General features: G+C 66.7%; 17 protein-coding genes and 1 tRNA gene. 10 read left to right on the top strand and 8 right to left on the bottom strand.

The window, feature by feature from the left end; all coding sequences use genetic code 11:
• Positions 1–8: 8 nt before the first annotated feature.
• The 3 genes from ACSMFO_RS17905 to ACSMFO_RS17895 form a co-directional block, all read right to left on the bottom strand.
• The gene (locus tag ACSMFO_RS17905; RefSeq protein WP_240599994.1) at positions 9–446 is read right to left on the bottom strand and encodes an SgcJ/EcaC family oxidoreductase; all 438 of its coding nucleotides are present in this window, start codon (positions 444–446) and stop codon (positions 9–11) included.
• A gap of 12 nt (positions 447–458) precedes the next feature.
• A complete protein-coding gene (locus ACSMFO_RS17900) occupies positions 459–1,628 on the bottom strand; it encodes an acyl-CoA dehydrogenase family protein (RefSeq protein WP_378416488.1) in 1,170 nt (389 codons plus the stop codon).
• Between the two features lie 76 nt (positions 1,629–1,704).
• Positions 1,705–3,105 (bottom strand): cation:proton antiporter domain-containing protein, encoded by a 1,401-nt coding sequence (locus ACSMFO_RS17895; protein WP_436459655.1) that lies wholly within the window; start codon positions 3,103–3,105, stop codon positions 1,705–1,707.
• Positions 3,106–3,527: 422 nt separating this feature from the next.
• On the opposite strand from ACSMFO_RS17895, the gene ACSMFO_RS17890 reads away from it, so the two are divergent.
• The 3 genes from ACSMFO_RS17890 (at position 3,528) to ACSMFO_RS17880 (ending at position 5,038) form a co-directional block, all read left to right on the top strand.
• Entirely contained in the window at positions 3,528–3,941 is a 414-nt protein-coding gene (locus ACSMFO_RS17890) for a hypothetical protein (protein ID WP_378416485.1), read from the top strand.
• Between the two features lie 236 nt (positions 3,942–4,177).
• Positions 4,178–4,642, top strand: coding sequence for a hypothetical protein (locus tag ACSMFO_RS17885; RefSeq protein WP_436459653.1), 465 nt, complete (start codon positions 4,178–4,180; stop codon positions 4,640–4,642).
• Positions 4,643–4,714: 72 nt separating this feature from the next.
• Complete coding sequence (locus ACSMFO_RS17880) at positions 4,715–5,038, top strand: ankyrin repeat domain-containing protein (protein ID WP_436459652.1); 324 nt, start codon at positions 4,715–4,717, stop codon at positions 5,036–5,038.
• A gap of 71 nt (positions 5,039–5,109) precedes the next feature.
• Here ACSMFO_RS17880 and ACSMFO_RS17875 read toward each other — a convergent pair whose 3' ends face one another.
• Positions 5,110–5,577 carry a dihydrofolate reductase family protein gene (locus ACSMFO_RS17875; RefSeq protein WP_436459651.1) on the bottom strand — a complete coding sequence of 156 codons (468 nt, stop codon included), beginning with the start codon at positions 5,575–5,577 and terminating at the stop codon, positions 5,110–5,112.
• Between the two features lie 672 nt (positions 5,578–6,249).
• Between ACSMFO_RS17875 and ACSMFO_RS17870 the strand changes: the two genes are divergently transcribed.
• Genes ACSMFO_RS17870 through ACSMFO_RS17850 form a run of 5 tightly spaced genes read left to right on the top strand, consistent with a single transcriptional unit; the run spans position 6,250 to position 8,732 of the window.
• Positions 6,250–6,723, top strand: a complete 474-nt coding sequence (locus ACSMFO_RS17870) for a YbaB/EbfC family nucleoid-associated protein (RefSeq protein ID WP_436459650.1) — start codon at positions 6,250–6,252, stop codon at positions 6,721–6,723.
• The gene (locus ACSMFO_RS17865; RefSeq protein WP_073848290.1) at positions 6,720–7,031 is read left to right on the top strand and encodes a hypothetical protein; all 312 of its coding nucleotides are present in this window, start codon (positions 6,720–6,722) and stop codon (positions 7,029–7,031) included. The genes ACSMFO_RS17870 and ACSMFO_RS17865 overlap by 4 nt, the downstream gene beginning before the upstream one ends.
• The gene (locus ACSMFO_RS17860; protein ID WP_073848289.1) at positions 7,028–7,411 is read left to right on the top strand and encodes a hypothetical protein; all 384 of its coding nucleotides are present in this window, start codon (positions 7,028–7,030) and stop codon (positions 7,409–7,411) included. The genes ACSMFO_RS17865 and ACSMFO_RS17860 overlap by 4 nt, the downstream gene beginning before the upstream one ends.
• Positions 7,408–8,139, top strand: coding sequence for a hypothetical protein (locus ACSMFO_RS17855; protein WP_073848288.1), 732 nt, complete (start codon positions 7,408–7,410; stop codon positions 8,137–8,139). Before ACSMFO_RS17860 ends, ACSMFO_RS17855 begins: the two co-directional genes overlap by 4 nt.
• A gap of 32 nt (positions 8,140–8,171) precedes the next feature.
• Complete coding sequence (locus tag ACSMFO_RS17850; protein ID WP_073848287.1) at positions 8,172–8,732, top strand: DUF3558 domain-containing protein; 561 nt, start codon at positions 8,172–8,174, stop codon at positions 8,730–8,732.
• Positions 8,733–8,783: 51 nt separating this feature from the next.
• On the opposite strand, the gene ACSMFO_RS17845 is transcribed toward ACSMFO_RS17850, so the two are convergent.
• The 3 genes from ACSMFO_RS17845 to ACSMFO_RS17835 all read right to left on the bottom strand — a co-directional run bounded on the left by ACSMFO_RS17845 (position 8,784) and on the right by ACSMFO_RS17835 (position 10,021).
• Positions 8,784–9,230, bottom strand: a complete 447-nt coding sequence (locus ACSMFO_RS17845) for a hypothetical protein (RefSeq protein ID WP_436459647.1) — start codon at positions 9,228–9,230, stop codon at positions 8,784–8,786.
• Positions 9,231–9,586: 356 nt separating this feature from the next.
• Complete coding sequence (locus tag ACSMFO_RS17840; RefSeq protein WP_158073315.1) at positions 9,587–9,757, bottom strand: hypothetical protein; 171 nt, start codon at positions 9,755–9,757, stop codon at positions 9,587–9,589.
• Positions 9,758–9,948: 191 nt separating this feature from the next.
• A tRNA-Arg gene (locus ACSMFO_RS17835) sits at positions 9,949–10,021 on the bottom strand.
• Between the two features lie 197 nt (positions 10,022–10,218).
• On the opposite strand from ACSMFO_RS17835, the gene ACSMFO_RS17830 reads away from it, so the two are divergent.
• Positions 10,219–11,346 carry an epoxide hydrolase family protein gene (locus tag ACSMFO_RS17830; protein ID WP_436459909.1) on the top strand — a complete coding sequence of 376 codons (1,128 nt, stop codon included), beginning with the start codon at positions 10,219–10,221 and terminating at the stop codon, positions 11,344–11,346.
• Between the two features lie 151 nt (positions 11,347–11,497).
• Positions 11,498–12,415 (top strand): cation diffusion facilitator family transporter, encoded by a 918-nt coding sequence (locus tag ACSMFO_RS17825; RefSeq protein WP_038508888.1) that lies wholly within the window; start codon positions 11,498–11,500, stop codon positions 12,413–12,415.
• Between the two features lie 68 nt (positions 12,416–12,483).
• Here ACSMFO_RS17825 and ACSMFO_RS17820 read toward each other — a convergent pair whose 3' ends face one another.
• A complete protein-coding gene (locus tag ACSMFO_RS17820) occupies positions 12,484–13,182 on the bottom strand; it encodes a DUF305 domain-containing protein (protein ID WP_038508891.1) in 699 nt (232 codons plus the stop codon).
• Between the last annotated feature and the right edge of the window lie 6 nt (positions 13,183–13,188).

Genomic DNA, 13,188 nt, shown 5'->3' with positions numbered 1-13,188 from the left:
TGGAGGGTTCAGGCGGCCGTGCCCGGCTTCGGCAGCTGCTGCTTGGCGGGCGTGTTCTGATAGGACGCCAGCTGCCAGGCGCCGTCCCGTTTGACGACCGTCCACGACGCACGGATCGACTGCGAGTCCGCGACCTCGGTCTCGCCGGGGCCGAGCACCCCGCCCTGGGTGATCAGGACACCGGAGTCCGGGGTGAAGAAGCGGATCTCGAGCGGACGGCCGGTGACCTGGGTTCCCTTGTAGTTGCCCGCGAACGATTCCACGAGGAACGCCCGGATGTCGTCGCGGCCCTTCTTGAACACACCGGGGAGGATCATCGTGCCGTCCTCGGTGAAGACACCGGCGAAGGCGTCGGCGTCGTGGTACGCCCACGCGGCGATCACCTTCTGGGTCAGCGCCGCGATCGCCGCCTGGTCGGCGGCCGTGCCGGTTTCGGTCGTGGTCATCGGAGGATCCTCCTAGATGTAGAGGGTGTTGGGCTCGAGCCCGCAGAGCACGCGGCCGTACAGCTCGGTGTTGGTGTTGGGGTGCATCAGCGCGTGGAGGTTGACCGCGGCGACGTCGCGGGCGATGCGCTGGATCGGGATGCCGTGGTAGATCGACGAGCCACCGGAGGCGGCCGCGAGGATGTCGATGCCTTCCTTGGCCCGGCGGACCACGGCGCCGAGGTCGGCCCGCGCGATCGCGCGTTCCTCGAGTTTCCAGGGGCTGCCGTCCGCGGTCTTCGTGTCGACCAAAGTGGACAGGCGGTGCGCGTGGAACCCGGCCTCGTCGATCTTCAGCGCCGCTTCGGCCACCTGGTGGTGCGTGATCGGGGCCTCGCGCTGGGATTCGTAGGCGGTGTAAGTGATCTTGCGGTCCGGCAGGCGCTTGAGGAAGGTGTCCTGCGCGCCGCGCGCCATCCCGACCAGCGTGCCCACCGACGACGCCGAGGCGACCGGCAGCAGCGGCGCCCGGTAGATCGAGGCCGAAGCCCCGCCCTGGCCTTCCAGTACCGCCGGCAGCGGGAGCACACGCTCCGCCGGGATGAAGACGTCCTGGGCCACCGTCGACACGCTGCCGGTGCCGCGCAGACCCGAGGTGTCCCAGTCGTCCACGACCAGCAGATCCGAGATCGGCACCAGCGCCATGATCGGGTACGGCTCGCCCTCCGGCGGCACGAGGATCGCGATGATCTCCTGCCACTGCGCGTGCAGGGCCCCGCTGATGAAGCCCCATTTGCCGTTCACCACGACCCCGCCGTCGACCGGCGCGGCCATCGCGGACGGGCTCAGCGTGCCGCAGACGCGCACGTCCGGGGTGGCGAACACCTCGTCCTGCACCGCCTCCGGGAACTGGCAGGCCATCCAGGTCGGGATCCAGTACACCGAGGCCACCCAGGAGGTCGAGCCGTCGGCACGGCCGATCTCGGTGGCGACGTCGACCAGGGTGCGGGTGTCGGCCTCGTAGCCGCCGTAACGCTTGGGGCGGCGCAGCTTGAAGACGCCGGCCTCGGCCAGTGCTTCGATGGACTCCTCGTGCACCCGCCGGTTCTGTTCCTGCCAGGCCGAGTGCTTCTTCAGTGCGGGTGCCAGTTCGGCCACGCGGCGAACCAGTTCCTCCCGCGTCGGAACATCGGTGCTCGACACCTTGACCTCCTAGATCGTCGACTGGTCCAGCTTCGCAGCGGACGGACGCCGAGACGTCTTCCCGCTTGCCGGTGCGTCAAGCTGCCGCACGTTCGGAGGTGCGGCCGAGGAAATCCACCACGTTCTGGCCGTCGCGGCGGGCGAACCAGGTCGCCATCGGCGCCGCCATCGCGGTCGAGACCAGCGCCATGATCACCAGCATGGTGAACAGCGTCGGGGAGAGCACGCCGAGATCGAGCCCGATGTTGAGCACCACCAGTTCGGTCAGGCCGCGGCAGTTCATCAGCGCGCCCACCTGCAGCGACCGATTCCAGTTCTCGCCGACCGCCCGCGCGGCCAGTGCCGAGCCGCCGAACTTGCCCGCGACGGCCACGAGCAGGATGGCGCCGCACCAGAGCCACGCGCCGCCGCCGGAAAGCAGGCCGAGGTCGGTGCGCAATCCGCTGTAGGCGAAGAACAACGGCAGCATCAACGCCGTCGTCAGCCCGCCGGCCTTGTCGTGCAGCCAGGTCGCCACCGGGTTGTCGCGGGGGAACACCACCCCGAACACGAACGCGCCGAACATCGCGTGCACGCCGATCCACTCGGTCGCCATGGCGCATATCAGCACCCCGACCACCGAGAGCGGCGCGACCCGGTGCAGCCGTGCCGCCGGAGCGCCGGCCACGAACTTCCGCAGCAGAGGCCGCACCACCAGGCCGAGCAGCGCCACGAAGGCCGCGGTGAGTACGACCGTCAGCACCACTCCGAACAGCGAGGACGCAGTGGTCAGCGCGATCACGAGCGCCAGCAGGCTCCACGCGGTCACGTCGTCGACCACCGCGCAGGTCAGCGCCACCACGCCGATCTCGCTGCGGAAGAGCCCGATCTCGTGCAGGATCCGCACCAGCACCGGCAACGCCGTGATACTCATCGACACCCCGAAGAACAGCGCGAACGGCAGGAATCCGCCGCCCGCCCCGAACCGGGTGTAGGCGACCATGGCGAGCCCGACGCCGAGCAGGAACGGCAGCGCGATGCTGACGTGACTGACGACCAGCGCGAGCCGTCCGCGCCCGCGCAACAGCTTCGTGTCCAGTTCCAGCCCGGCGAGGAACACGAAGAAGATCACGCCGAGCTGCGCCACGACGTTCAGTTGCGGCACCGCCGCCTTCGGGATCAGCACGGCCGCGCCGGAAGGCCACAACGCACCGAGCACCGACGGGCCGAGCAGGATGCCCGCGGTGACCTCGCCGATCACCGCGGGCTGCCCGATCCGCTGGGCCAGCCACCCCACCATCTTGCAGGCGCCGACCACCACGGTGATCGCCAGCAGGAGCTGGGCCAGTGAAGGTCCGGTCGCCTCCTTCGCGGCGGCCACACCGGCACCGCCTTCGCCCTGCCCCAGCAGGATGATCGCGGCCACCACGGGGACCACGACCAGTCCTATGTAGACGAACAATGCCCGGCGACCGGGTCGGGGTTCGATCTCCACCATGTCCCTTCCGCTCAAGGTTCGGTGACGTTCGCGACCAGGCCGTCGAGGGTGATCGAACCGCGCCGACAGCCGGAATTGCTTGACCTAAGCTAACAATCCCGAATGGAGATCCAGTCAAGAACTGGTTGTCCCGTAACGCTTTTCGGAACAGCAGTCGAAGAGACGCTCCCAGTGCCTCCCACGCCGCCGGACGACCACGGAGTGCCACAGGCCATGCGTCGATCGGATGCACGCTTACTTCACCCGATGCTGTGCCGGCCTCGTGGCCCGGCGGCGCGGTGACGACTCGGACACGGAGGCGTGACAGGTCGTCACGTCGGATTGGTCGGCGTTCGCCGCTCTGGTTTTCACGGTCGTGTGGCGAGATTCCGGATATCGCGCGCCGATCGGCGCGCGAAAACACGCCGGAAAGGGAGAAGCCCGTGACCGAGGTACCCGTCGGAACGCCCACGTCCCAGAACGAAGCGATTCTCGGCACCGATCGCGACTGCCCGACGTTCCTGACCAACTACACCGGGAAAACGATCACGGTGAACGAAATAAGACATATGTTCAAAGGGAAGCCGACCAGTACGAAGACCGACTTCTCCCTGGACAACCACGAGCGGATCCCGGTGTTCACCTCGTACTACGAGACCGGGGCGGGCACGTCGTTCGACTACTGGTACATCGACTTCACCGACGGCGAAGACACCTACACGGTACCGAGCAACTTCTACTGCTCCCTCACCAAGTTCGACGAAGGCATGAACGTCGAACTGAGCTTCGACCTGGAGCTCTTCTACGTGAACCCGCCGCAGTCCAGTAGTTGCCGTAAGACGCTCGACAAGTCGTGACGTCCGGGCACTGCCCGACCTACCTGGCGAATCACACCGATCGCGAAGTCGTGGTCGCCGTCGTGCGACATTCCTCTGCGAGGGCAGAACATATCGGCCGCGCGACAATTTCCATTGCGACTTGTCCGTCGAGAACGACGGAACAGCTGTCGGCGCTGATGGTTTGACGACCAAGGGGAAATCATGAAGAACCTTTTCACGTCCACTTCGCGCGCCGCCGGGACACTGGGGTCGTCGTGCTGGTCGCGGCCGGGATCGCGCCCGCGGCCGAAGCGTCCGTGTTCTCGACTTCGCCCGGTACGATCGCCGCCGGACCGGACGAAGTCGAGAACAGACCGTCGCCGGTCTCGGCGAGAGGCCCCGGGGACGCGCTGATCACCTGCACACCCAAGGTGCATCACCCGCACCATTCCACCCACCGGCCCGGCAGGGTCAACGTCGTCGTCGAAGTCCGCTGTACGGCGCAGGTGGCGAGGATCAGGATCTGGGCACGGCTGTACCGCGACCGGACCAGGGTGTCCGTTTCCGACGAGCGGAACGTGCACAACACCTGGGGAGCGCAGAACAACGCGGCCACGGACTGCAGGGACGGTAGATACAAGGGCTGGATGCGCTACATCGTCGACTTCCCGGTCCGCTTCAGGCCGGATTCCGGCGAGAGCAGCGGCATGGGCAGGTTGGTGCGGATCGTCTGCCCGTGATCACCGGTAGCCGCCTGCGGCCGGACTCGGTAGAAATATCGAGTCCGCTTCAGGAAGCTGGGTGATCTGACGGTGAACGACTTGAGCCCTGCTCATCGGGCTGTCGAGATGTGCGACCTTCCGCTGCTTCGTGAACTCCTCGATGGCGGCGCCGACATCAACGAAGAGCATGGCGGGCTCACGTTGCTGCACCACGCCATCGACGTCGAGATCGACGGTCACGTGCAGACGGGCGAGCCGCTGCGCGTGGACGTCACGGCTTACTTGCTGGCGCGAGGAGCGGACCCGAAGCGTCGTTCTGATGGCGGTTGTGGCGTCAGCGCTGAGCACATGGCCTTCGAAAGCTGCCACTGGCTGGCGTCGGCCCTCTTCGAGGCATGGGCGTCCAGGCCCTGATGATGCCTTGACTATGACGTGCGGCCATCCGGCTGACTCCCTGTCTGGTGGCGACTATCGGTCACGCGCTCTCATGTCGATGTCGATAGGTGGACGATGCCTCGGTGCGAACGGCGCTCTTGGTGGACTACGCGGTATCGCAGGTGTGTGACGTCGCGGCCTTCGAGCCGCCGGACGGGCTCCAGTTCGATGTTGCCGAGTTCGGTCGCCTCGAACAGCCGCCGTCCGTCGCCGAGCAACACGGGGACGAGGTGCAGTTCGAGTTCGTCGAGCTGGCCTGCCGCCAGCAGAGCCCGCGCCGCACCCGCGCCGTGGACCAGCACGGCTCGATCTCCCGCCGCTTCCCGGGCCTCGTCGGCACACGCGTTGACGTCGGTGTAGAACTTCGCGCTGCCCGGTGGCTTGTCGGCCGGGTCGATGGTGTGGGTGAGCACATGGATCGGCACGCCGTCGTGGTGATCGCCGTTCCAGCGGCCGGCCAGCTCGAACGTGCGGCGTCCGGATATCACGGCGCCGGTCGAACCGGCCTCGGCGTACACCTGCCCGTTGATCCCCTCGGAAATCCGGTCGTCGAGCCAGTTGAACAGCCGCCCTCCGCCGCGGCCGAGTTCCTGGCCCGGCCGGTCGTCCGCCCGGTGATGTACCCGTCGACCGACATGGACATGTACAGCCGCAGCGGTGTCCTAGGCATCCTGAATACCCTTCTCTGGTCAGTCGGCGGGGCTGTCGGTGTGACATGCGATCCACTGGCACGTTCGATCCGTCGACCGTCCGCCGCTCTCACCCGTACGTCGATCGCGCGGCGCCGGGTTCGACAACAGGTCCGAGATTTCCTCCCCACAGATGGCCGGCTCTCCGGCCGCATGAAGCACGGCGACCTGCCCAGGGCTATGGCCCGATCATCGGGGTGGACTGCGCCACGTCGACATCCGCTCATGCCGCCTAGCGTGCGTTCGTGGGGCAGACCCGATAGGGCCGGGGGAGCGGTTGTGCAGCCTTCCGCCGCCTGCCTCGGCACAGGTTCCCGCCGTCGGTCTTGGTGCCGACCTGTGGGTTGCTGGCCCCGTGCAGCGAATGGCGAGACACAGGATTGAGGCTCGACTACGCTGGCCACTCGGCCGGTTACGCTCGTGTAGTAGTCGCGGGCGTCGCGGTCAAGCCGTGGGGGCGGCTGTAAGGGGTATGTCGGGCGACGGGGAGGGCGAGCCGGCGTGTCGTTGAATGTGGCCAAGCTGCGGCAGCAGGCTGGTGAGCTTGATGCTGAGCTGGAGCAGGCCCGGTTTACCGGGCGATCGGCTGACGGTATCGCCTCGGCGGTGGTGACCGGCCGAGGCGAACTGGTGGATCTGACGATCGCGGATCATGTGATCCGGAGTACGCATCCACAGCGGCTGGGGCCCGCGGTGCTGGAGGCGGTGTCGGCGGCCCGGCGGGCGGCCGCAGAGGTCGGTGTCGCCAAGGTCCGCGCGGTGGTGGATAAGGACCAGGAGTGGATGCCCGAACCCGCCCCTAATCCTGTGGCACCTCAGAGGAACAACGTCACGGCGTCATCTGCTCCCCGTGCCGCGGCGGCGGCCGAGCCACGTGGAGCGCGTCCCGATACCGGGGAGGTCGAGGAGGAGAGTTTCGATCAGCTCGACTTCCTGGACGCTGATCTCGAAGACGAGGGGCGGGACCGCTGGTGAGCTACCAGGACGAGCTGTATCACCTGGCGCGAGAAATCGACGCGACGGTGGCCGCGGTCGAGCAGGCCGCGATGAGCGCGGCGCGGGATCGCGTCACGTGGACGTTGCCCGGGGAGCTGGGGTCGGTGACGGTGACCGGGGCTGGTGAGCTGGTCGATGTGTCGGTGGACGTGGCCGCGATGAAGGACTACAGCGCGCCGAGTCTGTCGCGTCAGTTGCTGCTGGGGATCCAGCGGGCGGAGGAGACCGCGGCCCAGCGGTACGAGACGGCCATCGCTGTGGTTCGGGATGAGGAGCGGCTGGTATGAGCTTTCCGGATCCGTTCGACCCCGGTCCCGGTCAGGGCTATCACGTCTACCCCGAGAAGTTGCGGGCCGCGGCCGACGCGATCGCGGAGGCGGCGGGACTGCTGCAGAACTTCGCGATCGTGGACTTGGCAGACGTTGCGCTCGGCCCCCATGACTTGGGTTTGCCGGGGACGGCGACGAACCTGATGCCCGGGCTCAACGGCCTGGGGACGGTGGACCGGTACAACGCGGCCATCGACACGATTCAACGGATCACGGCCGAGAATTCGGCCCAGCTCGCCGTGCTGAGCGCGGCGTTGGGCAAGGCCGCGAACCACTATGAACAGCTGGATCAGGAAGCGTACGACCGGATGAAGAAGCTGGAGGGTGAGATCAAGTGACCACCTCCGACCCGGGCCAGGCCGCCGCGGAACTCGCCACCATGACCTATCCGGAGGCCGCGGACGCGAAGATCCGGGAGTACGCGGACCTGATCGGCGCGCACGGGATCATCGGGCTGCTCGACAAGCTCCGCGTGTTCGTCGCTGGCAACCTGGAAAAGGCGTTGAGGCTGGCTGAGGCGTTCGCCAAGCAGAGCAAGCTGAAGGACGCGGCCGATATCGTCAATGACACGAAGCTGTCATTGACGGCCGCGTGGCATGGGGACGCGTTCGACCAGTACTCCATGTATTCAGGGATGGCCGTCGACAGCCTGACCAAGGGGCAGGCCTCCGTCACGAGCCTGACCAAAACGGTGAGCACGGTCGCGATCACGGTGATCGACACGTACAAGAACCTGTTGCTCGCGCTCGGGAACTGTGCGGCGAACCTCGCGCAGCTGAGCGGGAAGTTCGCGATCGTTCTCGGGTCGTTGGTCGTCCCGCCACTGGCGGTGTTGTCGGCCAAGGACTTCGTGGACGCGATCAACTCGGCGTTCGAGAAGTTCTGGCGTGACTGCAACACCCTCCTCGCCGGCATGATCACCAACATCGGAGCGCTGGTCGGGAGCGGTCTCGAGCTGACGGCCATCGAGACTACGTTCCCCAAGATCCCGGATGTCGGCACGAGTGCCGAGGTGGTCGGGGAACCCCGTCGCTGGCGGATCAAACCGGGGGCCGATCCTTCGTGACACGTCGTCTCGCCCGAGGGCTCGCCCTGCTGATGGCCGGTGGCCTGGCGGTGTTGGCCGGCTGCGGAACGAGCCCGCCGCCTCCGCCGCCGGAACCGTCGGTGTCGGTCCCGCCTATCCCCGCACAACTGAACGGCAACAAGTTCATTGCCGATCCGTGCTCGGCGATCACTGTGGAGCAGCTGCGGAGCATCGGTTTCGGCGAGGGCAAGCACGAACAGACCCGGCAAGGCCAATGCCTGATCGTGCTCGGCCGCTCGGTCGACGTGACCACATCCTGGTTCCCGCCGCTGCGGGAGAGCATCAGCACCTTGTACAGCGACCGCGCCCGAGGCCGCGATACCGGCAACCACTGGGAAGAGCTGACGATCAACGGCTACCCCGCGGTGATCGTGGACGTCGAGGAGAACATCTCGACAAAGCGAGACGAAGGGCCTCTGGCGTGCAGGCTCGTTCTCGGCGTCGATGACAACACATTGGTACACATCAAGACCAACACACGGGGAAAGCCGGAAGCGGGTCCCTGGCAGAACGATCCTTGTGGTGCGGTCACGAAGATCGCCGAGTTCGTCATCGACAACCTTCGCGGCTAGACGCGACGGCCCGGCCCTGATCCAGGAAACGAAGTCGGCTGGGGCGTGACGCTAGACGGCGAAGCCGCTCGTAGCCTCCGCGTCGTGACGGAGTGATGTCTGTGCGCTGGAGGGCCAGGCCTGGAGCAGCCATCGCTCGTGTCGATAGTCGAGATCCGGGAAGTCGGCGTTCGTGGTGGGGGCGCTGCTGCGGAACGCGCGTAGCTGGAAAGGGCCGGGGACGGGAAGGTCGATGACGACATCCGCTGGCGAGCCGGTGACGGAGCCGAGGACGACGCGACCCATGTCCACGGTGAAAGCCCCGTCGAACCGATCTTCGAACGGTGACGTGGGCGGCGCGGGATCTGCTGTCCAGAGTTCGAAGTCCACCACGACATCCGTCATCTCACCCAAGGTGAAGAACCTGCCTCCTCCATGGCCGCTGACAGCGATAGCCCCGTCCCCTGCCGGGGCAAGGTTTGCCGGCCGGGCCTCGGTGGACTCGACGTCGAACAGCATGAACTGGTGGTAGCCGATCCAGGGGCCTTCCGGTCTCGCGGAGCAGGAGAGCGGCGTCGGTCATCGTGGCCCTTGCTGCGCGTGGGTGAAGGTGAGGATATCCACCATCATCCACGCGCAGCAAAGCTACTTCTAGGCCATGGTCTCTTGTTTGCGTTCCCGCGCGGAAGGTGGATGTGCTGGTCTGGATCGGTCAGGTCCAGAGCCGACGTCGCTGCTGGGCCTGAGCGATCTCAGGCCGCTGCGTCTGGCCCATCACAGTCGGAAGCGAGCTGTCTCATTGCCATTCAACTGGGTTCTTCCGCGTAGCCACCCGGTGTGGTGGTCCACCGCTGAAGCAGCGCTTCGGGGATGTGCTATTCCCCCGAAGCGCTGCAGACAGCGATCTGGTTGTCGGTGGTGAGCAGCCAGTCATCGGCCCCGTCGAAAGCCGGGAAAGTCGGCGGGTCGATGTTTTCGTCTTCGATGAGGAAGTGCCCTTCGACGATCCTGACCCGGATGGTGGCCTGAGCGATCGGCTGGCTCATGGGGCTCAATCTATGATTTCGCCATGCCTGACTCGTCGATCGAATCGCGGGGACTGCCGAACGACTTCGAGAGGCAATACGCAATCGGGGGAAGCTGGCTAAAGGCGCGAGACCAGCTCTTTGGAGAGTCCATGTCACGAATCATGGTTTGATCGATGTGGGTGAACAGCCGAAAGTGCTGATCACCAGTGTGCCCTCGGCAGGATTCGAACCTGCGACACCTGCCTCCGGAGGGCAGTGCTCTATCCCCTGAGCTACGAGGGCGTTGCCGCCTGAGCGACGTTGGAAGCTTAGCGCATGTCCCCGCGGGCTCTCGCGAGTGGTGGTCGTTAACCGGCGCGGCGCTCGACGAGGCGGCCCTGAATGGCTCTGACCAGGTCTTTCAGCTGGTTCAGGCGCAAGAGTGAGCCGGTGGGCAGCCGAAATGCGTAGCGTTGGTGGTACCGACGAACTGGGAGGACCTGGTGATCGAACCGTTCGAGGTGAGGATCCCCGAATCCGACATCGAAGACCTGCGCATCCGGCTACGCGCGACGCGCTGGCCCGAGCCTGCCACCGTCGACGATGGGGAACAGGGGGTCCCGCTGGAGTTCGCGCGGGAGTTGTGCCGGTATTGGGCGGAGGACTACGACTTCGGATTGGCCGCCCGGGTCAACGCTTTCCCGGGCTTCAAGACCACTGTGGACGGTCTCGGCATCCACTTCCTGCACGTTCGCTCGCCGGAGCCGGACGCGACACCGCTCGTGCTCACGCACGGCTGGCCGGGTTCGGTCGTGGAGTTCCTCGACGTGCTCGGTCCGCTGACCGATCCCGCCGCGCACGGGGGCGATCCCGCGGACGCGTTCCACGTCGTGGCGCCGTCATTGCCGGGGTTCGGCTGGAGTGACAAACCATCGTCGACCGGGTGGAACGTCGAGCGCATCGCCCGGGCTTGGGACGAGCTGATGGGGCGGCTCGGTTACGAGCGGTACGCCGCGCAGGGCGGCGACTGGGGTGCGGGGGTGACGAACATGCTCGCCAAGGTGGCCCCGGAGCGGCTGATCGGGGTCCACGTGAACATGGCGGGCGTCGCGTACGACGAGTCCGTTCTCGGCGAGCCGACGGCGGAGGAGAAGGCGGCGATCGGCGACCTCGCGCGGTTCCGCGCCGTCGGGTCCGCGTACGCGCAGCAGCAGGCCACGCGTCCGCAGACGGTGGGCTACGGGCTCACCGACTCGCCGGCGGCGCAGGCCGCGTGGATCGCCGAGAAGTTCTGGGAGTGGACCGACAACGACGGCTCGCCGGAGACCGCGTTGTCCTGGCAGCAGATGCTCGACGCGATCTCCGTCTACTGGTTCACCGCGACGGCGGCCTCGTCGGCGCGGATCTACTGGGAGAACAAGGAGCGCGACGTCAGCGCCGTTGAAGTTCCTTCGGGTATCTCCATCTTCCCTCGCGAGATCATCCGGCCGTCCCGACGCTGGGCGGAGCTGCGCTACACCGATCTTCGCTGGTACGAGGTGCTGGCCGAGGGCGGCCACTTCGCCGCGTTCGAGCAGCCCGAGGCCTTCGTCGGCCAGTTGCGGGGGTTCTTCCGGTCGCTTCGGTAGCGGTGCGTGGCGGTTTCAGGTTTCGGGAAGGCCCTCCTGGGGGATGGCTTCCTTGTGTGGCTTAAGACATGGTGAACTTAGGCTCACCTGTATTGCACATATGCGCATGTGACAATATATTCGGCCTGTCGACTTCACGAGAGGCGGAGCAATGGGTCACGGGCACGGGCATGGGACGGCCGCGCCGTCGAGCGCGTCAGGCCGCTACCTCAAGAGCCTGACGATCGCGCTGGTCATCGGTGCCGGCTTCATGGTCATGGAGTTCATCGTCGGGTTCGCCACCGGCTCGCTCGCGCTCATCTCCGACGCCGCGCACATGTTCACCGACGTCCTCGGCGTCGGCATGGCGCTGGCGGCCATCCTGCTCGCCCGGCGCAGCGGCCCGACGCTCACCAGGACCTTCGGCTTCTACCGCGCCGAAGTGCTCGCGGCGCTGGGCAACGCCATCCTGCTGTTCGGCGTCGCGGGCTATGTCCTGGTCGAGGCCATCGGCCGGATCAGCGACCCGCCCGCCGTGCCCGGCCTGCCCGTCCTGCTGGCCGCGGCCGCGGGCCTTGTCGCCAACATCGTTTCCTTCATGATCCTGCGGAAGGGCGCGGAAGAGAGCATCAATGTCCGTGGCGCGTACCTCGAAGTCCTCGCCGACCTGATCGGCTCCGTCGGTGTCCTGCTGAGCGGCGCGATCACGCTGCTGACCGGCTGGCGCTACGCCGACCCGATCATCGGTGTCGCGATCGGCCTGTTCGTCCTGCCCCGCACCTACGCCCTCGCCCGGCGCGCGCTGCGGATCCTGTTCCAGCACGCGCCCAAGGGCGTCGACGTCGCCGGGATCCAGGCCGAACTCGGCGGGCTGAAGGGCGTCGAGGACGTTCACGATCTACACGTCTGGACACTGACTTCGGGTATGGAGGTCGCTTCGGCGCACCTCACCATCGCGCCGACCGTCGAGCAGGCCGAAGTGCTCACCGAGGCGCAGAACCTCCTGGCGAACCGCTACTCGATCGAGCACGCGACCTTGCAGATAGAAGTGCCCCAGTGCGCGCAACGCTGCCGGGAACTCTCCTGGTAACCACGCATTTCGTCCTCTGAATGCGGTAGTCGGCAAAGCGAACTACCGCATTCAGAGGACGAAATGCGTCAGGCGGGGAGGGGAGCGGCGCCGCGCTCCTGGAGCAGGCCCTTCATCAGGGTCATCTCCGCACCCTGCGAAACGAGCATGCTCTGCGTCAGCGACTTCACGTCGGCGATCGACGTGTGGTCGTAGCCGTACTGAGCCATCTCCGTCCCGCCCATGTGGTGCCGGAGCATCAGCTGCAGGAAGAAGACGTCCATCTCCTTGCCGGTCAGCGACCGCAGTTTGGCGAGTTCGGCCGACGTCGCCATCCCCGGCATCGGGGCGCCGTTCGACGGCTTCATGTCGGCGCCACCGTGCCCGCCGTGGCCGGCCATGGGCTCGGTCATCCAGGTCATATAGGCGCCGGTCGTCTGCTCGGGCTGGCCCCACAGGCCGAGCCAGCCCTTCATCCGGCCGACCTGGCCGGTCTGCGTGCGCTCGATGTCGAACGCGAGGGTCTTGATCGCCGGATCGGTCGTGTGGTCCCGCGCCCAGCCCGCCATGGTGACGGCCTGGAGGTGGTGCACCGACATGTCCTGCGCGAAGCCGACCTCGACCGAGCCCGTGCCCGGGGTCTTCTGCTCCGGCTCGGAATCGATCAGCCTGGTCGTCAGCGCGCCGAGGCCGAAGCCGAGGATCAGCATGACGACCAGGGCGGCCCCGATCACCAGCCATCGGCTCTTGGCCGACCGTGAGACGTCTTCCTGGAGATCGGGGTCCACTTGGCT

It is taken from the genome of Amycolatopsis sp. w19, from assembly GCF_051373225.1.
Lineage (GTDB): Bacteria > Actinomycetota > Actinomycetes > Mycobacteriales > Pseudonocardiaceae > Amycolatopsis > Amycolatopsis japonica.
This window is presented reverse-complemented; position numbering and strand designations above follow the sequence as displayed.